This is a genomic window from Arthrobacter sp. WCS2018Hpa-7 (genome assembly GCF_031843805.1).
Taxonomy (GTDB): domain Bacteria; phylum Actinomycetota; class Actinomycetes; order Actinomycetales; family Micrococcaceae; genus Arthrobacter.
In genome coordinates, this window is sequence record NZ_JAVTJB010000007.1 from 17,148 (window position 1) to 42,187 (window position 25,040).

Here is a 25,040-nt window from a genome sequence, read left to right on the forward strand (position 1 = left end):
ATAGGTCATTTTGCACCGCGGTGAGAGGTGGCTCACATGCCAGTCTTGTGGAGGGGAAATCGAAACTACTTTGAAGGGACGTCAAGGGTGACTGTGCCTGTGAACACCAAAAACCCAGCGGAGGTGAGCGTCGTGAGGCCAAGCCTGGGCGCGCAACTTTTGCGCCGCAAGCCGATCGGCCAGATGGTCAGCGAAGCCGGAAGCGGCGAGGGCGGAAACCAGTTGGTCCGCAGCTTCGGCGTGCTCCAGCTGACCATGATCAGCGTGGGAGCCACTCTTGGCACCGGCATCCTGGTGATCCTTGGCGAATCAGTGCCACTGGCAGGGCCGGCCATCTGGATCTCGTTCGTCATTGCCGGTATGGCTGCGCTGCTCTCCGCAGTGTCCTACGCCGAAATGGCCGGGCTGGTTCCGGTGGCCGGCTCCAGTTACTCGTACTCCTACGCCACCATGGGCGAGGGCATGGCGTGGATTTGTGGCTGGTGCCTGGTGCTGGAATACGCCGTCTCAGTGGCGGCCGTTGCTGTCGGCGCCGGGCAGTACGTGAACGAGACCTTGGCTGCCTTCGGCCAAGTCCTGCCGGATGCCATGAGCCAGCCGCCGGGGGATGGCGGCCTGGTGAACGTGCCGGCCATGGTGATCGTGGTCCTGGCCATGGTTCTGCTGGTCCGCGGAGCCCGCGAGAGCGCATGGATCAACACGGCGATTGTCATCATCAAGGTGGGCATCCTGATCTTCTTCTGCGCTGTGGCCTTCACCGCCTTCAACGCAGGCAATTTCGAGCCGCTGCTGCCGATGGGTGCCGCCGGTGTTTCTGCCGCCGCATCGAGCGTCTTCTTCTCTTACATCGGTTTCGACGCAGCCTCCACAGCAGGCGAGGAAGCCAAGAACCCCAAGCGAGACCTGCCGCGGGCCATCATGCTCTCCATGGTGATCGTCACCAGTATCTACGTTCTGGTTGCCGTTGCGGCCATCGGTGCCCGCCCCTGGGACTGGTTCGACGGTACCGAAGCTGCGCTGGTGCAGATCCTGCACGAGATCACGGGCCAGCCGTGGATTGCTTTGGTCTTCTCCATCGGTGCTGTGCTGGCCATCGCAAGCATCGTGCTGACCGTTCTGTACGGCCAGACCCGCATCATGCTTTCCATGTCCCGCGATGGCATGGTGCCCAAAGTCTTTGGCCGCGTCTCCCGCCGCACCGGCACTCCGGTGGCCGGAACGCTGATCATCGGGACCGCCGTCGCCCTTACCGCGGGCTTGGTTCCACTCGGAGCACTGGCGGACGCCACCAGCATCGGCACACTCTTTGCCTTTGCCCTGGTCAACGTTGCGGTCATCTACCTGCGGCGCAACCGCCCCGACCTGAAGCGGAGCTTCCGGGTCCCGCTCTACCCGATCACTCCCATCCTGGGCACGCTGATGTGTGCCTACCTGATGCTCAACCTGGGCGCCGACACCTGGATCACCTTCGGAGTGTGGATGCTGGTAGGCATCGCCATTTACCTCGGCTATGGACGCCGGAACTCCAAGGTAGCCGAGCTCAGCGAGCAGGACTACCGTGAACTGACCGCCAGGGCCGTGAGCCCGGAATCTGTGAAAGCAGCAAACTCATGACCATCGCCACCGAACTCCCTGTTATCGAAGAACCAGGCGCGCCTGCTGGAGCCCCCATCACCATGCTGAACCCGGACTTTCCGTTCAGCTACGACCACTACCTGGCACACCCGGACGGACTGGGCTCCGTTCCCGAGGAGCTCTACGGCACGGAAGTCGCCATCATCGGCGCGGGCCTGTCCGGGCTCGTCACCGCCTACGAGCTGATGAAACTTGGCCTCAAGCCGGTCATTTACGAGGCCGACCAGATCGGTGGGCGCCTTAGGACGGCGAGCTTCCCGTCCGCGCCCGGCGTGGTGGCGGACCTTGGCGGCATGCGCTTCCCGGTCTCAGGCAAGGCGTTCTACCACTACGTGGACCTGCTTGGCCTGGACACCAACGAATTCCCCAACCCCATGGCGCCGGCCACCTCGAGCACAGTGATCGAGCTCGCGGGCAAGAAGCACTACGCCACCACTGCTGACGAGCTGCCGGAGTTCTTCCTTGAAGTAGCCGATGCGTGGAAGGCCGCAGTGAACGACGGCGCCGCGTTCGCCGAAATGCAGGAAGCCATCAAGGCCCGCGACACCAAGCGGATCAAGGAACTGTGGAACGCGCTCCTCCCGGAACTCGACGAGCAGACCTTCTACGGCTTTATCGCTGCCAGCAAGTCCTTCAAGGAAGCCGGCTTCGCGCACCGCGAGGCGTTCGGCCAAGTGGGCTTCGGCACCGGCGGTTGGGACACGGACTTCCCCAACTCCATCCTCGAAATCCTCCGCGTGGTCTACACGGACGCGGATGATCAGCACCGCTCCATTGCGGGAGGAGCGCAAAGGCTCCCCGAGGCACTCTGGAACCACGCGCCGTCGAACCTTACTTACTGGCCCCAAGGCACCTCGCTGGCATCCCTGCACAGCGGTTCCCCGCGCGGAGCCGTGGACAACATCCGCCGCGCAGGGAACGGCGACCTGCTGGTCCGCGAAAGCTGGGGACGTGAAGCCACCTATCAGGCCGTGGTGACCACCTGCCAGTCATGGCTGCTGTCCACGCGCATCCACACTGAGGAAGCGTTGTTCCCGGCAGGGCTCTGGACCGCGATCGAGCGTTCGCACTACATGCAGTCATCCAAGACCTTCGTGATGGTGGACCGTCCATTCTGGAAGGACATCGACCCGGAGACCGGCCGCGAGGTCCTGTCCATGACGCTCACCGACCGCCTCAACCGGGCAACGTACTTGCTCGACGACGGACCGGACAAGCCTGCTGTCATGCTCCTGTCCTACACATGGAATGACGACGCCCTGAAATGGCTGGCCCTCAGTGCCGACGAGCGCGTGAAGCTGATGCTGCACTCGCTACAGCAGATCTACCCGGGTGTGGATATTGCCAGCCACATCGTGGGGCAGCCGATCACCGTGTCCTGGGAAGCCGACCCCAACTTCATGGGTGCGTTCAAGGCCAACTTGCCGGGGCACTACCGGTACCAGCAGCGATTGTTCACCCACTTCAAACAGGATCAGTTGCCGGAGCACCAGCGCGGCATCTTCTTGGCCGGAGACGACGTGTCCTTCACCGCAGGCTGGGCCGAGGGCGCCGTGACCACTGGCCTCAACGCTGTCTGGGGAGTGGTGAACCACCTGGGTGGCGCGTCCGCTGCCGGAAACCCGGGCCCGGGCGACCTCCTGGACGAGCTCGGCCCGATCAGTCTGGACTAAGTTCTGTGCGTTGCGGGGCCCGCCCTGCGTCCCAAACCCATCGGGTGTGGATGCAGAGCGGGCCCCGTATTCGGCGTTAAGCGTGCATGTCCCGGTGCGCCGCCGCGAGTTCCTTGTAGTGCGAGGCGTTGTGCTTCACACCCTCAAACTCCTCATCGGTGAGTTCACGGCGGACCTTCGCAGGTACGCCAGCCACCAGGGAGCGTGGGGGAATGACCGTGCCTTCCAACACCACGGCGCCAGCGGCAATGAGTGAGCCCGTACCGATCACCGCGCCGTTGAGGATGGTTGCGCTCATGCCGATCAGGCAGTCGTCCTCCACAGTGCACCCGTGGACTACTGCGCTGTGCCCCACGGACACGCGCTCGCCCACAGTGCAGGGGAAACCGGGGTCGGCGTGGAGGACTACGTTGTCCTGGAGGTTCGAACCCGCGCCGACGCTGATCGCAGCCGTGTCCGCGCGGACGGAGACGCCGTAGAAGGCGCTGGAATCCTGGGCCAACGTGGCCTTGCCGATGATGGATGCAGTGGGTGCCACGAAGGCGGATTCATGGATGGCCGGGGTGTCCCCGGCGAACGTGTAAGAGGGAGCCATGGTGCCCAGCTTAGTTGGGTGCCGGGGTGCGGAGGACCAGGAATTGGTAGTGCTGGACCCAGTTGCCCGCGCCCGGCCCGGACTCCACGCCCACGCCCTCAGGCCACGTGCGGAAATGCTCAACCGAGCCATGCCCGCCGAAAATCCTGAGCACGGTGTCATCACTGCGGCGGCTGAAGAACCGCCGCGGTTCCTCAAGGTCCTCCGGGTTGAGGACCTCGCAATCCTCACCTGACCAGAGTCCGACGGCGATTGGCGCACCAGGTGCGGTGACCCGCACAAGTTCGCGGACGACGTCGTGAATTCCGCTGTTGGGGACATGCAGAAGCGTGCTCATGGTCCACGCAGCTGAAAAGACAGCATCCGTGAACGGCAGGCTGCGGCCGCTGGCAACGGTAGCCTCCAAGCCGGCCGAGCGCGCCAGATGGACGCTCTCAGAAGACAAGTCCACCCCGGTGTAGTGCAATCCGGCGCGGACAAACTCCAAGCCCTCAACACCCGTGCCGCACCCCAGTTCGAACAAGGAATGACGGTGTTCGGATTTCAGGAGCCGGACAAACCATTCTCTGCACTCGACACGGTGTGGCGTGAGCGCACGGGTGTTCCGGACAGGCGCCTGACGGTCGTAGTAGACCGCCAAATCAGCCTCGTGCTCGGCGTGAGGAATGCCCCGCATACCCTCAGCATAGGAGCGGCGTCAGTTGAATACCACGGTCCGGGTGCCGTCGAGGAGCACCCGGTGTTCGGCATGCCACTGGACCGCCTGGGCCAGCGTGCGGCCTTCGACGTCGCGGCCCATCTGGACGAACTGGGCAGCCGTGCGTGCGTGGTCGACGCGGATGACTTCCTGCTCGATGATCGGGCCCTCGTCGAGGTCGGCCGTCACGTAGTGGGCGGTAGCGCCGATGATCTTGACTCCGCGCGCGTGGGCCTGGTGGTACGGCTTGGCGCCCTTGAAGGAGGGCAGGAACGAGTGGTGGATGTTGATGGCCTTGCCGTTCAACTCCGTGCAGAGATCGTTGGAGAGGACCTGCATGTAGCGGGCAAGTACGGTCAGTTCAACATCGTGTTCGGCGATGAGCTTCAGGAGCTGTGCCTCGGCCTGGGGCTTGGTTTCCGGCGTCACGGGGATGTGGTGGAACGGGATGCCGTAGAACTCCGCCAACGATTCAAGGTCCCGGTGGTTGGACACGATGGCCGGCACGTCGATGGGCAAGGTCCCGGTGCGCTGCTGGAACAGGAGGTCGTTCAGGCAGTGCGCGTCCTTGGAGCACAGGATGATGGTGCGGACCTTTTCGCCAACAGGATTAATTTGCCAGGTCATGCCGAACGATTCGGCTACCGGACGCATCGCGGCCGCCAGTTCGTCCTGAGAGGACGACGTCGATGCCTCCACGCGCATGAAAAAGTTGCCTGTGCTGGGGCTTCCGTACTGCTGGGAATCGGCGATATTGCAGCCGGCCGAAAGCAGGGCTCCGGCTACCGCATGGACGATGCCGGGGCGGTCGGGGCAGGAAAGTGTTACTACGAAAGCGGTGGATTCAGTCACACGATCAAGCCTACCTGTGCCGCGTTGTTGTACTGTTAACGGGTCGCAACTGGCGTTGGGTGGACTACCACCAGGGAGCGGCAATCATGAAGACCACGGATCGTACGCCTGGGCCGAGGGTCATGTCTTACCGCTGCACGCACGTGACCGATCCCTCCGTCAAAAAGGGGACGCGGGAATGCTGCTGCCGGTAGCCTGACCTGTAGCACCACCCGTTGCCTAGCCAGGAGATTTCCGTGACTACCACAACCACTTCCGCGTCTGTCAGCAACCAGTCGCTTGCCGATCTCGATCCCGAGATCGCAGCAGTCCTTAACCAGGAACTTGGCCGCCAGCGCGGCACCCTGGAAATGATTGCGTCCGAAAACTTCGCCCCCCGCGCCGTCATGGAAGCCCAGGGCTCCGTCCTGACCAACAAGTACGCCGAGGGCTACCCGGGCCGCCGCTACTACGGCGGTTGTGAATACGTCGACGTCGCCGAACAGCTTGCGATCGACCGCGTCAAGGAACTCTTCGGTGCTGAGTTCGCCAACGTCCAGCCGCACTCCGGTGCGCAGGCCAACGCTGCCGCTCTCTCCGCCATGATCACTCCCGGCGACAAGATCCTGGGCCTGTCCCTGGCACACGGTGGGCACCTGACCCACGGCATGAAGCTGAACTTCTCCGGCAAGCTCTACAACGTAGCTGCTTACCAGGTTGAAGAAGACAACTTCCGCATTGACATGGACAAGCTGCGCGAGCAGGCCATCGCCGAGAAGCCGCAGGTCATCATCGCCGGTTGGTCCGCTTACCCGCGCCACCTCGACTTCGCTGCCTTCCGCTCCATCGCCGACGAGGTTGGCGCGCTTCTCTGGACGGACATGGCGCACTTCGCCGGTCTGGTTGCAGCCGGCCTGCACCCGAGCCCGGTCCCGTACTCCGACGTCGTCACCTCCACGGTCCACAAGACCCTGGCCGGCCCCCGTTCCGGCGTGATCCTTGGCAAGCAGGAGTGGGCCAAGAAGCTCAACTCCAGCGTTTTCCCGGGCCAGCAGGGTGGACCGCTCATGCACGTCATCGCCGCCAAGGCCGTTGCCTTCAAGATTGCCGGCGGTGAAGAGTTCAAGGAGCGCCAGGAGCGCGTCCTCGAAGGTGCCAAGATCATCGCTGACCGCCTCAACCAGCCCGATGTCGCCGAAGCAGGCGTCTCGGTCCTCACCGGCGGCACCGACGTTCACCTGGTCCTGGTTGACCTCCGGAACTCGCAGCTGGACGGCCAGCAGGCCGAAGACCTCCTGCACTCCGTGGGCATCACCGTGAACCGCAACTCTGTTCCGTTCGATCCCCGCCCGCCGATGGTCACCTCCGGCCTCCGCATTGGTACGCCTGCCCTGGCTACCCGCGGATTCGGTGCCACCGAGTTCACCGAGGTTGCCGAGATCATCGCCACCACGCTCAAGGCCGGTTCCTCGGCAGACGTCGAGTCGCTGCAGTCCCGCGTCGACAAACTCGCAGCCGACTTCCCGCTGTACCCGCAGCACGAGCAGTGGTAAATCCGCGTTTCCGCGGCTAAGCAACGCATCACCCGGGCACTGATCCGGAGCCCACGGGATCCGCCGCCACACTAACGGCGGCGGGTCCCGTTGGCATGAGCCATTAGGTCACCCACCAGAAAGAGCAGATGGAATGACACAGTCCACCGCACAGATCCTTGACGGCAAGGCCACCGCCGCAGCCATCAAGGCAGAACTGACCACCCGCGTTTCCGTTCTCGCCGCCAAGGGAATCGTCCCGGGCCTGGGCACCATCCTGGTGGGTTCCGACCCCGGCAGCACCTGGTACGTGGGAGGCAAGCACAAGGATTGCGCCGAGGTGGGCATCAAGTCCATCCGCCGCGACCTCCCCGAAGACATCTCCCAGGAAGACCTCCTGGAGGTTGTTCGTGAGCTCAACGACAACCCGGAGTGCACTGGTTACATTGTCCAGTTGCCGCTGCCCAAGCACATTGACCAGGACGTCATCCTGGAAGCCATGGACCCTGACAAGGACGCCGATGGCCTGCACCCGATGAACCTTGGCCGCCTGGTGGCCAACGTCAACGGTGAGATGAAGTCCCCGCTTCCCTGCACGCCCAAGGGCTGCGTGGAGCTGCTTCGCCGCCACAACATTGAACTCAAGGGCAAGCGTGTCCTGGTGGTTGGCCGCGGCGTCACCATCGGCCGCCCCATCGGTCTCCTGCTGACCCGCAAGGAAGTCAACGCCACGGTCATCCTGGCCCACACTGGAACGGTGGACCTGCCCGCAGAACTCAAGCAGGCCGACGTCGTGATCGCCGCTGCCGGCGTGCCGCACATGATCAAGGCTGAGGACCTTAAGCCGGGTGCAATAGTGCTCGACGTCGGTGTCAGCCGCGTGGACGACGGCAACGGCAAGGCTGTTGTCACCGGAGATGTGGACCCGGCAGCTGCCGACGTCGCCGCCTGGCTGTCCCCGAACCCGGGCGGCGTAGGCCCGATGACCCGTGCCATGCTGCTCGCGAACGTCGTGGAGAGTGCTGAGCGCCAGGCGGGCATCGCCTAAGTTCCCAAGCCTGAAACGAGAGGGCTCTTGCAACAATATGTGCAAGAGCCCTTTCACATGTCCGTGGGCGCTACTAGTCTGCTGAGGGTGCACAATGAAGCAACCCGCTCTCCGACACCGTCACCAACACCGTCAGAATCCTCGCAATCCAGCGTCGACATGAACCGACCAACCGTCATCAGCGCCCGGAACCTCACAAAGACCTATGGTGAGCTCACCGCCGTGGACAACATCTCCTTTGACGTACCTGCGGGGGAGTCCTTCGGGCTGCTGGGCCCCAACGGCGCAGGCAAATCCACCACCATGAAGATGATCGGCGGCGTCTCCCAGCGCACGTCCGGTTCGTTGACCATCATGGGGCTGGATCCTGAATCCCATGGTCCCGAAGTCAGGGCACACCTTGGAGTGGTTCCGCAGCAGGACAACCTCGACGAAGAGCTCAAGGTCCGCGAGAACCTGATCGTCTACGGACGGTACTTCGGCCTTCCCCTGAGCTACTTGCGGCCGAAAGCCGACGAACTGCTGGAATTCGCGCAGCTGACGGACAAGGCCAATTCGAAGGTCGACGCACTCTCCGGCGGCATGAAGCGGCGCCTCACCATCGCCCGCTCGCTCATCAACGAGCCACGGATCCTCCTCCTGGACGAGCCCACCACCGGCCTCGATCCGCAGGCCCGCCACATCCTGTGGGACCGGCTGTTCCGGCTCAAGGAAAATGGCGTCACCCTGATCCTCACCACGCACTATATGGACGAGGCCGAGCAACTCTGCGATCGCCTGATCGTGGTGGACAAGGGCCGGATCATGGCGGAGGGTTCGCCGGCCACCCTGATCCGCGAGCACTCGTCGCGCGAAGTACTCGAGCTCCGGTTCGGATCCGAGCGGAACGCGACCATCGGCGTCGAAATTCAAGGCATCGGTGAGCGGCTCGAAACGCTGCCCGACCGCGTACTCATTTACGCGCACGACGGCGAGGCCGCGCTGGAGCAGGTCACCGCGCGCGGGCTGCGGCCGATGACCTCGCTGGTCCGCCGTTCGTCGCTGGAGGACGTGTTCCTGCGGCTGACCGGCAGGAGCCTCGTTGACTAGGGGACCGTCGACTGGCGGAACCGCCAAACCACTCACGACGGCGGAGCGTCCGCTGCGGGCACACTCGCCTGAGGTTTCGGCTGCGAGGGCGCGGCGATGGGGTTCCTTCTTCTACGCCGAGCAGGTCCTCCGCGTCATGCGGAACTACGGCTGGTCCGTGGTGCTCTACAGCGTGGGGCAGCCGGTGGCGTATCTCTTCGCCATGGGAGTTGGGCTCGCCAGCCTGGTGGACGCCAACAGCGAGTCGGCATTCGGCGGCGTCAGCTACTTGGAATTTGTGGCTCCGGCGTTGTTGGTTTCGGCCGCAGTGATGACGGCGTCGGGGGAGTTTTCCTATCCCGTCATGGACGGCTTCAAATGGCGCCGCGTGTTCTATGGCCCGCACGCCTCGCCGCTGATTCCCGAGCAAATTGCCAGTGGCCACATCATGGCCAGCACCCTGAGGTTCCTCCTGCAATCGGTGGTGTACTTCGTGGTGGTGGCACTTTTCGGCGCTTCGCCGAGTCCGTGGGGCTGGGTATCTTCGCTCGTGGCCACCGTGGCGGCGCTGTCCTTCGGCCTGCCGCTGATGGCATATGCGGCCAGCATCAAACAGGACAAGGGGCAGTTTGCGCTGGTGCAACGCTTTATTGTGATGCCGCTCTTCCTGTTCTCGGGGACGTTCTTCCCGCTGGATTCCCTGCCGATCGCCGTCCGTTGGATCGGGTGGATTTCACCGGTGTGGCACGGGACTGAGCTGGGCCGGGTCTTCACCTACGGGATGGATCAAGATCCGTTGCTGACCATCATCCACGTGGTGTTCCTGCTGGTGACCGCGGCCGTAGGGTGGCTGCTTGTCCGGCGCCAGTTCGTGAAAAGGATGGGCTCATGAATGTCTTGACGGGTGGCCACAGCGCCACGGATCGTGCCCGTGAGCGGAAGTTCGGTTCCCTGTACTCCCGCAACGCCAAGGCAGTGGTGGGCCGCGGATTGATGGCGGCCAAGTCCAGCACCTGGCTGGTCATGGTGTCAGGATTCTTTGAGCCGGTGTTGTTCCTGTTGGCCATGGGAGTGGGCATGGGTTCGATCGTGGGCACGGTCCAAGGCCCAGGCGGCGAGGAGATCAGTTACGCGGCCTACATTGCCCCGGCGCTGCTGGCCGTTTCGGCCATGAACGGCGCCATTTACGACTCCACGTGGAACGTCTTCTTCAAGATGAACTTCGCCAAGCTGTACCAGGGGATGCTTTACACGTCCCTGGGGCCATTGGATGTAGCAATCGGCGAGATCTTCCTGGCCCTTCTGCGCGGGCTTCTGTACGCCACTGGATTTACCGCCGTCATGGGCGTCATGGGTTTGCTCACCAGTTGGTGGGCCATCCTGGTCATTCCCGCCTCGGTACTGATCGCTTTCGGCTTCGCGAGCTTCGGGATGGGCATCACCAGCTTCATGAAGACCTTCCAGCAGATGGACTGGATCAACTTCTTCCTGCTGCCCATGTTCCTGTTCAGCGCCACGTTCTACCCGCTCAGCGTCTACCCGCAGGTGATCCAGTGGTTCATCCAGGCCATGCCACTGTGGCACGGCGTGGAGCTGCTGCGGCAAATCAGTGTGGGCTCGTTCAGTCCGGCTACCGCCATCCATGTGGGCTACTACGTGGTGATGATTGCGCTCGGCATCATGCTGACTACCGGAAGGCTGCGCCGGCTGTTCCTCAAGTGATGGAGTTTTTGTACAGCTAATGCCCCGAAAACGGCGTCTTGGGGGCATTAGCTGTACAAAAACCCGGGGCTTGGGGGCCGGTGTTCGCCGTCCGTGGAAGCGGGCGCAGGCACCTTCGTGGATTTGAGAGAATGGGTCCATGCAATCTCTCGGTGACCCGCACCCGTCCACGTCCCCCGCCGGCAAAGGCATGTTCAAGGGCTTCCGCATTGGCGGCCTGGGGATGACCGTCGTCATCATCGCGTTCCTGGTGGCCGTCATTTTCGCGGCAAACCAGAACGATGTTGTGGGTTGGGTCGTCGCAGTAGTGGCCTTCGGCTGGCTGGCTCTGGCCGCTTTCGTGGTGTTGAGCATCCGCAAGGCCGCGCAGCGGGCCGGCGCAAAGCTGACCGAAGCGCAGAATGCCTTCAACGCCGCAGCCGGCCGCGCGCCGTCGTCGTCCGCTGCCGACAGTGGCGGCACGCGCGTCGTAGCCGAACGCAGCAAGTCAGATGAGGTTCGCGACCTCAAACTGGACCACTCCTTCAAGATCGTCCAGGTACAGGTCCGTGTTGTGGATGAAGAGCGGGCCAAGGGCGGTGCCGCCGATCAGGACACCATCAACCGCGCACTGGAAACCATCGCCATTACGGCCACCAATGCGCGCGACATGATCAAGTCTTCCGGCGGCTCGGACGAGCCCGTAGCCGGCACCATCATCGACTAGAGTGGACCGGGTGAGTACGGCATTGAAGAAGGACTTCCTTCGCATCGCGTCAGTTAACGTCAACGGCCTGAGGGCTGCCTACAAGAACGGCATGGCGGAATGGCTGGAGCCCCGCGACGTTGACATTCTCTGCCTGCAGGAAGTCCGCGCACCTGATGACATCGTCAGGAAGCTGATCGGCGAAGGCTGGCACATCCTCCACACCGAAGCTGAAGCCAAGGGCCGTGCCGGTGTCGCCATCGCTTCCCGCGAGGAGCCTACGGCTACCCGCGTCGGTATTGGCGACGACTACTTCGACACCTCGGGGCGCTGGGTCGAAGCCGACTACACCGTCAAAAACGGTGCCGGCGAATCCACCACTCTCACCGTCGTCAGCGCCTACGTGCACTCCGGAGAAGTGGGAACACCCAAGCAGGATGACAAGTTCCGCTTCCTGGACGCCATGACTGTGCGCCTGCCTGAGCTCGCCAAGCACAGCGACAACGCTTTGGTGGTGGGCGACCTCAACGTCGGACACACAGAGTTGGACATCAAGAACTGGAAGGGCAACGTCAAGCGTGCCGGCTTCCTCCCGGAGGAGCGCGCGTACTTTGACCGCTTCCTCGGCGAAGAAATCGGATGGAGGGATGTCCACAGGGGCCTGGCAGGTAATGTCGCCGGCCCCTACACCTGGTGGTCCCAGCGCGGTAAAGCCTTTGACACTGACACAGGCTGGCGCATCGACTACCACCTGGCCACACCGGGCCTTGCAGCAGCCGCTTTCTCGGCTGTCGTGGACCGGGCGCCTTCGTGGGACACCCGCTTCTCCGACCACGCACCGCTGGTAGTCGACTACCGGCTCTAAGCTTCCTAAGGTATTCCTCCATGACTAGTTCCACCACGACTGAAACCGGCACTGCAGCGGTACCGCAGACCACCACATCCACCAAGCTTGCCGTTGGCGCGAAGCACCGCGTCTTGTCCGGCATGCAGCCCTCCGCTGACTCCCTGCACCTGGGCAACTACCTCGGCGCCCTGGTCAACTGGGTCCGGATGCAGGACGAGTACGACGCCGTGTACTTCATCCCGGACCTGCACGCCATCACCGTGCCCCAGGACCCTGCCGAGCTCGCCCACCGCACCCGCGTCACCGCCGCGCAGTACATTGCGGGCGGCGTGGACGTGGAGAAGTGCACCCTCTTCGTCCAGTCCCAGGTTCCAGAGCACGCCCAGCTCGCGTGGGTCTTGAACTGCATCACCGGCATGGGCGAAGCCGCCCGCATGACGCAGTTCAAGGACAAGGCACAGAAGCAGGGTTCGGACCACGCCAGCGTTGGCCTGTTCACTTACCCGATCCTGCAAGCCGCCGACATCCTCCTCTACCAGCCGCACGGTGTGCCGGTGGGCGAAGACCAGCGGCAGCACGTGGAGCTCAGCCGGGACCTCGCCAACCGCTTCAACAGCCGGTTCGGGGAGACGTTCCAAGTGCCGGAGGCCTTCATCCAGAAGGAGTCGGCCAAGATCTACGATCTCCAGAACCCCAACGCCAAGATGTCCAAGTCTGCGGAGTCACCGGCCGGCCTGATCAACCTCCTGGATGATCCCAAGACGGTGGCCAAGCGCATCAAGTCGGCCGTCACGGACACTGAAACCGAGATCCGCTACGACCGCGAGAACAAGCCGGGTGTATCAAACCTGCTGACCATCTACTCGGCCATCAGCGGCATACCGGTAGAGAAGATCGTGGCTGATTACCAAGGCAAGATGTACGGGCACCTCAAGGTTGACCTCGCGGAACTCGTCTCCGGGCACCTGGCGCCTATTCGGGAGCGGGCCAACGAGCTCCTGGCCGATCCCGCTGAACTGGACCGCCTCCTGGCCCTCGGCGCGGACAAGGCACGCGACATTGCGTCAGCCACTCTCGCGGACGTCTATTCCAAGGTCGGTTTCCTGCCCTACCGCGGAGATGCCCACCGCGACCTGGGAGTCCGCTAACTCCATGTGCTCCGCTGGCCAGCTCAACGTCAAGACCGACACCCGCAAGGGTGTCGGTCCGGACGACTCTCGCCAGACGGGTGTGACCGGCACCGACTGCGGCGACGGGGACACCATGTGTGTTGGTGTCATCCTCGGCTTTCCGCCGGAGATCGCCCGCGAACTGCAGGAATGGCGGGCTTCTTTCGGTGACCCCATGGCCGAGGTCATTCCTGCCCACATCACGCTGATTACCACCACACCTACCCAGGACTGGGCCGCTACGCGCGAGCATGTGCGGGAAGTGGCCCGGACCCAGGAACCCTTCCACATCACCATTTCCGGAACAGGTTCTTTCCGGCCGGTCTCACCCGTGGTGTTCGTCAACGTGGAAGAAGGCTTTGAAGAGTGCGTGCAGTTGCACGAGAAACTCCAAACCGGGCCCCTCGAACGATTGCTGCCCTTCCCGTACCATCCTCACGTCACCGTGGCGCACGATGTAGCCCAGGAAAATCTGGATGAGGCCGAAACGGTCCTCAGAGATTACCGGGCGACCTTCCCTGTGGTTAGCATGGGACTTTACGAGCACGACACCAATGGAATATGGCAGCTACGGGAAGAGCTCGACTTTGGCGGCGATACTGACGAAGAACAGCAAGCGGATTCACGCCACGCAGGCGGACGCTCCTCCGCTGCCAACTGAGCTGGCCAAGCTCAAACTTGAGCTGCTTCGCAAGAGGCAGGACTGGGGCCAGTCCAAGCGCGCCGGTGATGGACTGCCGAAGAAGGCCGGGGCATTCTTTGCCCTTTTCATGGCAAGGCTGAACACCAACCGTGCCTTGCGTTCCTTCCAGCACTACACACGCCAGCACGGGCCTCTGTTGAGTGCGGGTATTGGCTTCAACATGTTCTTCTCCGTGACGGGTCTGCTGACCACCGGCTTCGCGATCGCCGGCATCGTCTTGGGCGGCAACCCGGTACTTGAAGACGCTGTCATCGGCAGTGTGGCGTCCGCGGCGCCTGGCCTCCTGCAGGTCAATGGCGGTGAAGGGCTGGTGGATCCGCAAACACTGCTGAACCCGTCCGGCCTCGGCTGGACCGCCCTCATCGCCGCTGCCGTGACCGTCTTCACGTCACTCGGGTGGATTGCCAGCGTCAGGGAGGGCCTGCGCGGCGTCATGAACGCTGACCCTCTCCTCCGCAACGGACTCCTGCAAAAACTGATCGACGCCGGCACCCTGTTGCTCCTCGGAGTCATTCTGGTGGTCAGTGCCGGTGCCTCCCTGATTTTTGGAACAGCTGCTGACTGGATCTTCGAGCTGCTGAAACTGGACGAGGCAGTGGCCTCGCCCATCGCCGCCACCGTCAAGATCGTGGTTCCGCTCCTCCTGAACTGCGCGACGGCGGCAGTACTGTTCCATATTGCAGGTGGCCTCAAGCTGGGGCGCCGCGCGTTCTTGGAAGGCGTGGTGCTCGCGGGCGTTGGTACCACGGTCCTGCAATTCTTCAGTACCGAACTTCTGGCCCGGTCCGGCAACAACCCCGTCCTGGCATCGTTTGCCATCATCATCGGCCTGCTGATCTGGTTCAACCTGGTGAGCCAGGTGTACCTCGTCTCGGCGTCGTGGTCGGCCATTCGCGAGGCCGATACTGAGTCGGGGGAGACCCCGCGCAAGAAGGTCCTTGGGTCGCGCCGTGTAGCGCCCCGCACCTGAGATTCTCTTCCCGGGAGACGCCATGAACAACCCACTATGGATCGGCTGCCTCCTTGGGGCTGCTGTTGGCCTGATCGTCGGCCAGTTGATCTTCAAGTCCCCTTTCCTGGGCATCCTCATCGGGGTAGGGCTTGGGGCTCTTGTCGGGGCTGCCGTGGGACCTCGAAAGAGCTGATTCGCCCGGGCGCCGGCCTCGGTTATGCGCGACCGCGGAGATGCTCATTCATCGGATGTAAGCGCTCCCAGCTCTGGATTCACCGAGGATTTCGTCTCATATAGTGAGATATGAATTTAAACATCAGATGTACGCTTTTCCCTGACATTCTGCGGAAAACGGTTTCTTGGGCGAGTCTGAATCGTGTCAAAGCTCTTGACGGCCTTGTCATGCGGTGGATGAATGTTGTTGACCCAACCGCCTTGAAAGGATCGACGATGATCTCCCGCAGGGAATTCCATACCTTCAGCGCCGCAGGAACCACTCTGGCCTTCGCCGCCGTCGCAATTGCCCAAACGCCGGCAGTAGCCGCTCATGAGGGTCCCGCCAGCGGCCCTGCGCCGAGCTATACAGAGAACTCCGCCCAGATCACCGTGGACAACGGGCGGGTCCAGGCTGTGTTCGACAAAGCCAGCAACGCCCGCCTCGTATCCCTGAAGCTTGACGGGCAGGAATTATTGGGCAAGACAGGCCGGGGCCGGTTCGACCAGGTGACCAGCGTCCTTGGTGCCCCAGGCGGCGAATATGCTCCGGGTACGAGCTTTTCCGTGCGTCAGGAGCAGGACTTCGTAGTGGTCTCCGCAGTGCTCAATGCCTCGGAGTCCGGCCCCTACACCCGCCAGTGGAACTTCATCTTCCGCTCCGGCGAGCCGGGCTTCCACTTGGCACCGCGCTTTTCCCACAGCTCCGCACATGCGGGGGTGCACGTAGAGCAGCACCGGTTCGTTGCTTGGGTCGACCCGCAAATCTTCACCCATGCCAGTGTGGAGGAGGACTCCTTCGGGACGCCGTGGCGCTCTGCGGCCGCCCGGATGCCTACCCCTCAGGATCTTCAGGCCGGGCCGATGGTCATGGACGCCACGCATGACCTTGCCGGCACAGGCAGCGCGTACGCGCGCCGGTATTACACCAAGTACGATTGGGCCGTTTCCATGCGGGACCACTCAGTCCATGGCTTGTATGGCAATGGTTACGGGATCTGGTCGGTCATGCCCAACCGTGAATCCTTCAATGGTGGCCCCTTCCGGCAGGACCTCACCCTGCATCAAACGACGGAAGCGCCCGTGCTGCTCGTAGAGCCCCACGCCACACACTTTGGCGCCATGCCCGTAGATACCTACGGTGACTGGGCCAAGACGTACGGTCCGTACTTCGTGCTGCTGACCCAGGGAACGGATCCTGCCCGGATGCGCCGTGAGGCGGCGTCCTACGCCCTCTTCAACAAGCACGCGGCCTTCTACGATCGGGTAGCGCTGGAGGGGTGGGTCCCCAGCACATCCCGGGTCACGGTTACCGGCAAGGTGAAGGTCCCCGGAGAGAAGAGCATGGAGGGCGCCCTGGTCATTCTCTCCGATAACAGGGTGGCTGCCCAGGACACTACCGAAGGCTTTCAGTACTGGGCGGACATGGAACGGAACGGTTCCTTCGCGCTGGCGAATGTTCGGCCTGGCACGTATCGGCTCACGGTCACCAAGCCTGGCGTGTGGGGTGAGTACTTCATGGATGATGTGGTGGTGGATCGCGGGCAGCTCAAGATCAAGAACGTGGAGTGGAAACCGGCTGCCAACGGTAAAACCCTCTGGCAGCTTGGCACTCCTGACAGGACGTCGGCTGAGTACCGCCGCGGCGAAGAATCCCGCCGTTACGATGCCTTCGCTCTCTTCGCGGGCGACTTTCCCGAGGGTGTGCAGTACACGGTGGGGAAGAGCGGGCCGCAGGACTGGGGCTACATCCAGCACCAGGTGCTGGAGGGGAAGCCCCAGGCGCCGTGGTCCCTTTCCTTCGACCTCGCAGCCTTCGATGCGGATAAAGCTGCCGGAAAGGGGCGGAAGGCCACGCTCACGGTGGCCCTCGCCGCCTGGGCCATGGGCTCAGCCATTCCAGTGCCCAATGTGACCACCAATCTCACGATCCGCGTCAACGGGGAGCCGTTCGTCTGGGAGTTCCAGCCCTCGGACGCCAAAGGTGCCACGTACCGCAGCTCCCATGCCGGCCGGAACTTCTGCCGTGAATTCCGGTTTGATGCAGCTCTTCTGAAGAGGGGCAACAACACGCTGACGTTCACCATCAACGACGGAGCGGACCCCGTGGCAGTCAACCAGGTTGCCTACGACGCCATCCGGCTCGAGCTGGACTAACAAGCTCCGGAGCGGACCCAGGCCGGGCTCCTTACCGGCCGCGTTGGAGTTGCTGGGAACTTCCCGACGCAGGTGTCCGCTCCGGTCACTTCTTCTGAAACGTATCAATCAAGGCGTCTTCCCAGCGGCGTGCCTTCGAAGGGTGCCGTATGTCAACGGAAACAGACCGGAAACCACCAACGTCCCTGACCGAACCAGCCCAACCCGCAGCCCGTCGAAAACCTGCTTGGTGGCAGCGGCTGTGGCGGGACAGGATGCTGCTCGCGTTCGCGCTGCCCGGTATGGTGCTGCTCTTGTTGTTCCACTACGTCGCCCTCTTGGGGAACGTCATCGCCTTCAAGGACTACCAGCCCTTCCTGGGCATCTGGGAGTCGATGTGGACGGGACTGGAGAACTTCGACGTCCTGTTCAACGGAGATCCGGACTTCTTGAATGCCCTCCGCAATACCCTGGTGCTGACGTTCATTCAGACAGTCTTCGTCTTCCCCGTTCCGATCGTCCTCGCCCTGCTGCTCAACAGCTTGCTGTCAGAACGCATCAAGCGGCTGGTCCAGTCGATTCTCTACCTTCCCCACTTCCTCTCGTGGGTGATTGTGGTGGCGATCTTCCAGCAGATGTTCGGCGGGTCGGGGATGGTCAACAACTTCCTCCGGTCAAACGGCTGGGCCGCCGTGGACGTCCTGGGGAACCCGGACACTTTCTTCGCCTTGCTCACCTCCCAGGTGGTCTGGAAGGACACCGGCTGGGGAACCATCCTGTTCCTTGCCGCGCTGTCCCAGATCGATTCCTCGCTCTATGAAGCCACAGCCGTGGACGGGGCAGGTCGCTGGCGCCAACTGTGGCACATCACGCTCCCCGGCCTGCGGGGGATCATCATCCTGCTCCTCATCCTCAAGCTCGGCGACTCCCTCAGCGTGGGCTTCGAACAAATCATCCTCCAGCAGGCCGCAGTAGGAGTCCAAGCGTCCGAAGTGCTTGACACCTACGTCTATAACAACGGCATCGTCGGCGGCAGTTGGGGTGTGTCCACCGCCGTCGGGTTGGTCAAGGGACTCATCGGTGTGGTCCTGGTACTGGCCGCCAACAAGATCGCCCACGCCTTCGGAGAGAACGGAGTGTACAAAGCATGACCACCACCCAGGACTCCACGCGAACAGCAAACACCGCGACACGGGGTGCCACTGCAAAGGCGCCCCCGGCGCGACGGAAACGCAGGACCGTTAACGGTGTCGAACCGCCCGGGCCGGTGATGCGTGCCATCAAAGGCGTGATCCTCACCGCGGCGTGTGCCGCCGTCGTACTTCCTTTCCTTGGCATTTTGTCGACGAGTATCTCCAGTCCCGAACACGTCACGCGCAACGGCGGGTTCGTGATCCTCCCGGACACCGTGAACCTGGGGGCCTACCAGTCCATCCTGTCCGGCGGGGTGGTGACCCAGGCGTTGGCGGTGTCGGGGTTCGTCACCATTGCCGGCACGTTGTTGTCGCTCCTGGTGACCAGCCTCCTCGGTTACGCCCTGGCCCGGCCGGGGGCATTCGGAATGAAGACCATGCTGTTGCTGGTGCTCTTCAGCCTGCTGTTCTCGCCGGGCATGATTCCCTCCTACCTGGTGGTCAAGGAAGTGGGCCTCATCGACTCCCTGTGGGCGCTGATCGTCCCGTCCATGGTGAGTGGCTTCAACGTGATCGTGATCCGTGCGTTCTTCAGCCAGATCCCGTCAGAGCTGCTGGAGTCCGCCAGGATCGACGGTGCAGGGGAGTGGCAGATCTTCAGTCGGATTTGCCTGCCGTTGTCCAAAGCCGTGCTTGCCGTTATCGGTCTCTTCTACGCGGTGAGTTACTGGAACGCCTTCTTCAACGCCCTGCTGTATCTCAATGACAGCGCCAAGTGGCCGCTCCAACTGGTGCTGCGAACCTACGTGGTCAACAACGCCCAGCTGGACCAAGGAGACCTGAGCGGGGTCATGGAAAGCATGCCGCCGCAGCCCTCCATCCAAATGGCCATCCTGGTCCTCTCCCTTGTCCCCATCCTCATTGTTTATCCCTTCCTTCAAAAGCACTTCGCCAAGGGCGTCCTCACTGGCGCCGTGAAAGGTTAGAAAAACCATGGCCGTACACGAATACGCTTCACAGAAAGAGTTCAGCCGCAGGAATTTTGGTCGCGGCTCCTTGGGAGTCCTGGCGCTGGCAGCACTGGGTGGACCGCTGCTCACCGCCTGCACGCCAGGCGCGTCGGGAGGTGCTGGTGGCGCCCAAGCCAAGGGAACCTTGCCGGACTTCATCCGCTACGAAGGGGTGACACCGGACCTCAAGGGCACCGATCTTGGTATCCCTGACGTGTTCTATCGCTACCCTGCGCAGCCGGTGAAGGCGTTGGCCAAGGCACCCGGGGATGGAAAGGCCATCACGTCCATGGTCCAGACGTCCTCACCCATTCCGCCGGGGATGGACAAGAATGCCTACTGGCAGGAACTCAACCGCAGGCTGGGCTCGGAGCTCCAGATATCCATGACTCCCGCCACCGACTATCCCAGCAAGTTCGCCACAGTGGTGGCTGGAGACTCCCTGCCGGACATCTTCCAGGTAGCCCGTGGGGCCAACTCTGTCCCGCAGCTCCTCCAAGCCAAGGCAGCAAACCTCACCAAACACCTCTCCGGCAGTGCCATCAAGGATTACCCGTTCCTGGCCAACATTCCAACGGAGTCGTGGTCAGCTGCGATGTTCGGCGGCGAGATCTTCGCCATCCCCATTCCCCGTGGCGTCCTCCAAAGCACCATCCAATACAGGCGTGAGGACCTGCTTGCGGAGAAGGGCATCACCGCCCAGCCGGCGAGCTTCCAGGAGTACCTTTCCCTCTGCAAAGACCTGAGCAACCCCAAGGGCAACACGTGGGCACTGACCCAGGTACCCATCAACTTCATTGCACAGACCCTCAACGTGCCCAATGGCTGGCGGGAAGAAGGCGGCAAGCTCACCAACAAGGATGAGACGCCGGAAATGAAGGAAGCATTGGAGGCGGGGCGAAAGATGTTTGCCGACGGCGTGGTGAATCCGGATGCCTTCGCCGCCAACGCCGGCCAGTACAAACAGTGGTTCCTGGCGGGGACAGCCTACTTCACGGGAGACGCCTACAGCGCCTGGCCCGCCTACTACCAGCAAGCCGCTGGACAGAAGGGCTTCAAGATCTCAGCCCTGGACGTCCCCGGATTCGATGGCGGCAAGGGTTCCCTGTGGATCGGCTCACCCACCCATAGTGTGGTGGCCTTCAACAAAAATGCCGGGGACAGGCTTGAGACCTTCCTGCAGGTGGCCAACTGGCTGGCCGCTCCCTTTGGCACAGAAGAGTACCTGTTCCGCAAGTACGGAGTGCAGGGCGTCCATTACGCGTTGTCCGGCACTGACCCCGTGCCGCTGGATACCGGCGTGGGGCAAACCCAGCTCGGCCAGCAGTACCTGGCGGACGCACCCACAGTGCTGTACCTCCCTGGCGAGGAAGCTGTGGTCAAAGCCCAGTATGAGCAGATGGGCCGGGTACTGCCCGATGGCACCGCAAGCCCGGTTGAGGGACTGTATTCCGAGACCGAGGTCCGGAAGGGCAGCCAGTTGGAGAAGAAGCTTCGCTCAGTCCGTGACGACATCCTCCAAGGCAGGCAGCCGGTGACAGCCTGGGATGATGCCGTTAAGGAGTGGCGCTCCGGCGGCGGGGACAAGATCCGTTCCGAGTTGGAAGAAGCGCTCGCCGCCAGCAAGGCCTGACAATATCCCCTGATCACACCGCAGGCCCGCTGGTACGTCGTTGGGAAACGACCTACCAGCGGGCCCGCCATGTTCACAGGTGTTCAGTCGACCGGGAAGCCCAGCTCACTGATGCGTGAAACTTCGCCTGTGGCTATGGACCTGTTCGCAGCGATCCCGACGGCGATACTCCGCAAGCCGTCCAGGTAACCTGCACGCCGGGCCAGGATTTCTTCGCCTGGCAAGGCGCCACCCGTACCGGGTGAAACTGCACCCCGGAAGACGTCGTCGAGCAGTTTCAGGTCGCCGCCACCGTGTCCCCCCACACCTACAGGAATGGGGATCTCCACGGGCCGTTCAAAGTGCTTTTGGAGGAGCAGCCTGCTGGACCGTGGTCGCAGGGAATCGCGGGCAGCTGCGTCCGCCAGGGCACCCGCCGATGATTCATCCTGGGCGCTTGGGTCCACGGCCTGGTCGGCGTCCCGGGAACGGTGCGGCTTCTCCACCACGTCCAATTCCAACCTTCCGCGCGTGCCGTTGATGGCCACCCGATAGCCCTCCCACGGCGCGTGTGCGTGCAGGGTATAGGCCAGGCTGGCCCCGCTCCGGTAGCCCACCAGAACGCTCATGTTGTCCTCGATGCTGACGCCTGGGGCAAAGACGTCCTGGTCCCGGCGGTACCCGTCCACATGCTCGGCATCCTTGAACAGTTGCTGCATTCTGGAGTCGTCCGCGAGGTCCATGCTGAACCGCCCGTCCACCGCCCCCGGTGAGGACGCGCCGGCATTGCCGTCGCCGTAGAACCGCAGCCCTCCCAACGCGAATACGGTCTCGGGAACGCCGGAGGTCCACCAGTTCACCAGGTCGAAGTGGTGGGTTGCTTTATGGACCAGCAGGCCACCGGACTTCTCCTTCTCCCGGTGCCAGCGCCGAAAGTAGTCAGCGCCGTGCCCGGTGTCCAAAAGCCATTCGAAGTGGACCGAAGTCACTGAGCCGATCTCTCCGGCGTCGATCAATTGCCGGACCAGTGTGTTCCGTGGTGAATACCGGTAGTTGAACGTGACCGTGACCTTCGCTTCCGACGCGGCGGCGGCCCCGGCGATCGCAGCGGCCTTCTCCGCGTCCACCGTCAGGGGCTTTTCCACCACCACGTCCATGCCCAGCTTCAATGCGGCGATCACATACTCGTGGTGCGTGAAGTCGGGAGTGGTGATGACTACGGCATCGGCGCCTGTCTCGTCCTTCATGCGTTCCAGTTCGGCAGGGGAGTACGACGGCGGCAGCGCGGCCCCCGGACGCAACTCGCCAAAGAGGCGGTCGTAGTAAGCCATCCGCACCGGATTGGAATCCACCCACGCAACCGGAGTGCCGACGTCGGAATGGCTGCCCAGCAGTGCACGGACGTACATTTCGGAGCGGCTGCCCGTACCGATCATGGCGTAGCGGCGCGGTGCTTGCGAAAGGGAAGTACTCACGGCGCCTGCACCAGCCCTTCCCACGACACTGTCCAGTCGGGCGGGAATCCCGGAGCGTGACGGTCAGGTCCGTTGTCCCAGCCGGCCGCCATCAACGCGACAGCGGCCAGAAGCCCGCCATTGCCGGGCAAGTACAGCGGCAACGAATCGGTCTGGCGGTTGTGGCCGTTGGCGAGGACGGTGTTCTTGCCGGCGCTCAAAAGGAGTGCCTCCACGGCAGCTTCCGGGTCCTCCAACCGGGCGGCCGTCATGGCCATTACCGGGTAGTCCCAGCCCCAGGTGCTGCCCCAGTCCCAGTCGGCCAGGACATCCGAGAGCGTGGCGCGCATGACGTCGGGGTCGATGATGTCGGTCAGCGGGAGGACTCCGAGGGCGCACAGCATGGACGGGTGGTCGGTGCGGATGGTGAACGGTTCACTATCGATCGCCGCGTACACGCCGTCGATCACCCGCGGAGGAACCATGCCCTCTGCAACGTCGGACCATCCAGGCACCGGTTCCAGGCCCAGCCGCTCACGCCACGCAGAAGCCGTGCGCAGGCCCCACTGCCAGTAGGCCAGCTCGAAGGTGGGGTTGGTGACCTTGGCCCGGATGGAGCCGTAGCTCTCCTGCGCCGGAATCAGGGGTGGTCCCAGCTCGAATCCCCGCGATGTGGGATGGGCAAAGCTGGCCATGAAGGCAGCTGACTCGAACACGATCTCCGCGAACTCTTCCAGGACTTCGAGGCTGGGGTTGGCCCGGTACACCAATTCGGCCAGGTAAATGGGGTGTGGCTGCTGCCAAATGAGGAATGTGCCGATCGGGCTGGGGCTCTCCCGCCCGTCCGGCCCCACCTGCTTGGGCCAGCGAACGCCGTCGAATCCTTGCGCTTTGGCCGTCTGCCGTGAAGTCTCCAACACCGTTGAGTACCACCGCAACGACGGCAGAAGCAGCTCCACACGGTTCCAATGCGCAAAGTGGGCCGCATGCCACCAGTGCATCTCCAAGTGAAAGCGGCCACGCCACGAGTTGCATACGAGCCCCGTCTCCTGCGGCGGCAATGAACCTGCACAATTGATCGCCGTGAGGTATTGGGACAGCACAATCCGGCGTTCCAATTCCTTGGCGCGCGGATCATCGGTGGCATCGAGCTCGATCGCCCCGCCCGAGGACCAGAACGCCGGCCAGTAGGCGGCGGATGCTTCGATGACTGAAAGTGCAGGTGAAAGTTCGACGCCGATACCCGCCTCCGCGAAGCCGTCCGGCTGCTGGGCGTGGTTGGGTGGCCTGTTGTTGCCTCTCGGGATGCAGTCACCATCACCTGGGGAAAGGAAGGCAACGGAGAAGTCCAGCACAGCATCCCTGCCCGGAGTTCCGGGCGACGCCGGGCCAATGTAGAGATGGTGGTGTCCGGCCTGTTCCACGGCCAGGCCCTGACCGGTGATCACCACCTGGTAGCGGGAATCGTCCAGTTCGCGGTGGGCGGTCCATGCTGCGGATCCGTGGTGTCCCACCGGCGACGGTCCACTGAGCGTCGTGGTGTGGGCATCCGGTCGTTTCCAGTCCGCGGCGTCATGCCAGGCCTCGGATCCGTAGGGGAAGCCGACGTCGACAATCAATCCGGCAGCAAGCGCCGGCGACTCCACGCTGAAGCCGAGCTCATCCCGGTCCGGGTGGCACGCCGTCGTCACTTTCACGCGGTGACCTGCCACGGTGGACAGGCTGGTGACAGAGCCTGTCCAGAGGTCCAGTGTTTGTTCCGTGTCAGTGATGTCCGCTGCCGAGAGGGGACGGTCCTGGCCGTTCTCCCGCCATCGGAAACCGATGCGTCCAAGGTCCAATCGGTGCGCGTTGGCCCTCAGCCACGTTTCCGCCACGGAGGTGTCGGTTTCACGATCATTCACGATGTCACCCACCATGTCCACGTACGGGACCGGGCCGCGGGGCGAATCGTAAAGGACAGTGGATCCGATGAGGTCGTAGGGATGGGGTGGTGGAACGGAGTGCCAGCCCCACTGCGCCTGCGTCCCCAGGAGTGTCCCGGGCGGTAGGTCATCACGTGCGCCCACGGGGTAGTCGGTGGGTAATGACTGCAGTCCTGTGAGGTCCATGGTGAAAGCGAACTCGCCGTTGCCCACGGAGACGGGGCTGCGCGGGTCCAGCTGCTGCTGCCGGACGTTGTGCCGCTGGACCAGTGCCTTGCGATCGATGGTGGGGGAATCCGAACTCTTGCTGTGGCTGTGCACTCTGCACGCCCTCCTGATGCTGTCTGCTTTGACTGCTGCTGGGGACAATCCGGTCAAATGGAGTTTCGGGGACGGTGCC

At 63.1% G+C, this 25,040-nt stretch carries 22 protein-coding genes; 17 read left to right on the forward strand and 5 right to left on the reverse strand.

All coding sequences use genetic code 11. The features are described from left to right. The first annotated feature begins 183 nt into the window (after positions 1–183). Together RQH14_RS09870 and RQH14_RS09875 are read left to right on the forward strand one after the other, a co-directional pair. Positions 184–1,614 carry an amino acid permease gene (locus RQH14_RS09870; protein WP_396136280.1) on the forward strand — a complete coding sequence of 477 codons (1,431 nt, stop codon included), beginning with the start codon at positions 184–186 and terminating at the stop codon, positions 1,612–1,614. Further along, complete coding sequence (locus tag RQH14_RS09875; RefSeq protein ID WP_311213089.1) at positions 1,611–3,308, forward strand: FAD-dependent oxidoreductase; 1,698 nt, start codon at positions 1,611–1,613, stop codon at positions 3,306–3,308. Before RQH14_RS09870 ends, RQH14_RS09875 begins: the two co-directional genes overlap by 4 nt. A 76-nt stretch (positions 3,309–3,384) precedes the next feature. Here RQH14_RS09875 and RQH14_RS09880 read toward each other — a convergent pair whose 3' ends face one another. The 3 genes from RQH14_RS09880 to purU are packed head-to-tail and all read right to left on the reverse strand — an operon-like array spanning position 3,385 to position 5,452. After that, the gene (locus RQH14_RS09880) at positions 3,385–3,903 is read right to left on the reverse strand and encodes a gamma carbonic anhydrase family protein (protein WP_311213090.1); all 519 of its coding nucleotides are present in this window, start codon (positions 3,901–3,903) and stop codon (positions 3,385–3,387) included. A 10-nt stretch (positions 3,904–3,913) separates the two neighbouring features. After that, positions 3,914–4,579: a class I SAM-dependent methyltransferase gene (locus tag RQH14_RS09885; protein WP_311213091.1), complete on the reverse strand. Its 666-nt coding sequence runs from the start codon at positions 4,577–4,579 to the stop codon at positions 3,914–3,916. 21 nt (positions 4,580–4,600) lie between these two features. Next, positions 4,601–5,452, reverse strand: coding sequence for a formyltetrahydrofolate deformylase (gene purU / locus RQH14_RS09890; RefSeq protein ID WP_311213092.1), 852 nt, complete (start codon positions 5,450–5,452; stop codon positions 4,601–4,603). A gap of 236 nt (positions 5,453–5,688) precedes the next feature. Between purU and glyA the strand changes: the two genes are divergently transcribed. The 15 genes from glyA (at position 5,689) to RQH14_RS09965 (ending at position 21,282) form a co-directional block, all read left to right on the forward strand. Then, positions 5,689–6,984 carry a serine hydroxymethyltransferase gene (glyA, locus tag RQH14_RS09895; RefSeq protein WP_311213093.1) on the forward strand — a complete coding sequence of 432 codons (1,296 nt, stop codon included), beginning with the start codon at positions 5,689–5,691 and terminating at the stop codon, positions 6,982–6,984. Positions 6,985–7,117: 133 nt separating this feature from the next. After that, positions 7,118–8,011 carry a bifunctional methylenetetrahydrofolate dehydrogenase/methenyltetrahydrofolate cyclohydrolase gene (locus RQH14_RS09900; protein ID WP_311213094.1) on the forward strand — a complete coding sequence of 298 codons (894 nt, stop codon included), beginning with the start codon at positions 7,118–7,120 and terminating at the stop codon, positions 8,009–8,011. A gap of 159 nt (positions 8,012–8,170) precedes the next feature. Then, complete coding sequence (locus RQH14_RS09905) at positions 8,171–9,100, forward strand: ABC transporter ATP-binding protein (protein ID WP_311213095.1); 930 nt, start codon at positions 8,171–8,173, stop codon at positions 9,098–9,100. A gap of 52 nt (positions 9,101–9,152) precedes the next feature. Next, entirely contained in the window at positions 9,153–9,971 is an 819-nt protein-coding gene (locus RQH14_RS09910) for an ABC transporter permease (protein WP_311213228.1), read from the forward strand. Further along, positions 9,968–10,801 carry an ABC transporter permease gene (locus tag RQH14_RS09915; protein ID WP_311213096.1) on the forward strand — a complete coding sequence of 278 codons (834 nt, stop codon included), beginning with the start codon at positions 9,968–9,970 and terminating at the stop codon, positions 10,799–10,801. The genes RQH14_RS09910 and RQH14_RS09915 overlap by 4 nt, the downstream gene beginning before the upstream one ends. A 139-nt stretch (positions 10,802–10,940) precedes the next feature. Further along, positions 10,941–11,507 carry a hypothetical protein gene (locus tag RQH14_RS09920; RefSeq protein ID WP_207596755.1) on the forward strand — a complete coding sequence of 189 codons (567 nt, stop codon included), beginning with the start codon at positions 10,941–10,943 and terminating at the stop codon, positions 11,505–11,507. A gap of 10 nt (positions 11,508–11,517) precedes the next feature. Beyond that, positions 11,518–12,351 carry an exodeoxyribonuclease III gene (locus RQH14_RS09925; protein WP_311213097.1) on the forward strand — a complete coding sequence of 278 codons (834 nt, stop codon included), beginning with the start codon at positions 11,518–11,520 and terminating at the stop codon, positions 12,349–12,351. A 20-nt stretch (positions 12,352–12,371) separates the two neighbouring features. After that, positions 12,372–13,481 carry a tryptophan--tRNA ligase gene (gene trpS / locus RQH14_RS09930; protein WP_311213098.1) on the forward strand — a complete coding sequence of 370 codons (1,110 nt, stop codon included), beginning with the start codon at positions 12,372–12,374 and terminating at the stop codon, positions 13,479–13,481. Between the two features lie 4 nt (positions 13,482–13,485). After that, positions 13,486–14,163, forward strand: coding sequence for a 2'-5' RNA ligase family protein (locus RQH14_RS09935; RefSeq protein ID WP_311213099.1), 678 nt, complete (start codon positions 13,486–13,488; stop codon positions 14,161–14,163). Next, complete coding sequence (locus tag RQH14_RS09940) at positions 14,090–15,175, forward strand: YihY/virulence factor BrkB family protein (protein WP_311213100.1); 1,086 nt, start codon at positions 14,090–14,092, stop codon at positions 15,173–15,175. The genes RQH14_RS09935 and RQH14_RS09940 overlap by 74 nt, the downstream gene beginning before the upstream one ends. 22 nt (positions 15,176–15,197) lie before the next feature. Beyond that, positions 15,198–15,350 (forward strand): glycine zipper 2TM domain-containing protein, encoded by a 153-nt coding sequence (locus RQH14_RS09945; protein WP_311213101.1) that lies wholly within the window; start codon positions 15,198–15,200, stop codon positions 15,348–15,350. A 257-nt stretch (positions 15,351–15,607) separates the two neighbouring features. Further along, positions 15,608–17,527, forward strand: a complete 1,920-nt coding sequence (locus tag RQH14_RS09950; RefSeq protein ID WP_311213102.1) for a polysaccharide lyase family protein — start codon at positions 15,608–15,610, stop codon at positions 17,525–17,527. A gap of 149 nt (positions 17,528–17,676) precedes the next feature. Next, a complete protein-coding gene (locus tag RQH14_RS09955) occupies positions 17,677–18,657 on the forward strand; it encodes an ABC transporter permease subunit (RefSeq protein WP_311213103.1) in 981 nt (326 codons plus the stop codon). After that, on the forward strand, positions 18,654–19,625 hold the full coding sequence (locus RQH14_RS09960; protein ID WP_311213104.1) for a carbohydrate ABC transporter permease: 972 nt from the start codon (positions 18,654–18,656) through the stop codon (positions 19,623–19,625). The genes RQH14_RS09955 and RQH14_RS09960 overlap by 4 nt, the downstream gene beginning before the upstream one ends. A 7-nt stretch (positions 19,626–19,632) precedes the next feature. Next, positions 19,633–21,282, forward strand: a complete 1,650-nt coding sequence (locus RQH14_RS09965) for an extracellular solute-binding protein (protein WP_311213105.1) — start codon at positions 19,633–19,635, stop codon at positions 21,280–21,282. Positions 21,283–21,365: 83 nt separating this feature from the next. Here RQH14_RS09965 and RQH14_RS09970 read toward each other — a convergent pair whose 3' ends face one another. After that, positions 21,366–22,736 carry a Gfo/Idh/MocA family oxidoreductase gene (locus RQH14_RS09970; RefSeq protein WP_311213106.1) on the reverse strand — a complete coding sequence of 457 codons (1,371 nt, stop codon included), beginning with the start codon at positions 22,734–22,736 and terminating at the stop codon, positions 21,366–21,368. Next, a complete protein-coding gene (locus RQH14_RS09975) occupies positions 22,733–24,961 on the reverse strand; it encodes a hypothetical protein (RefSeq protein WP_311213107.1) in 2,229 nt (742 codons plus the stop codon). Before RQH14_RS09975 ends, RQH14_RS09970 begins: the two co-directional genes overlap by 4 nt. Positions 24,962–25,040: the final 79 nt, after the last annotated feature.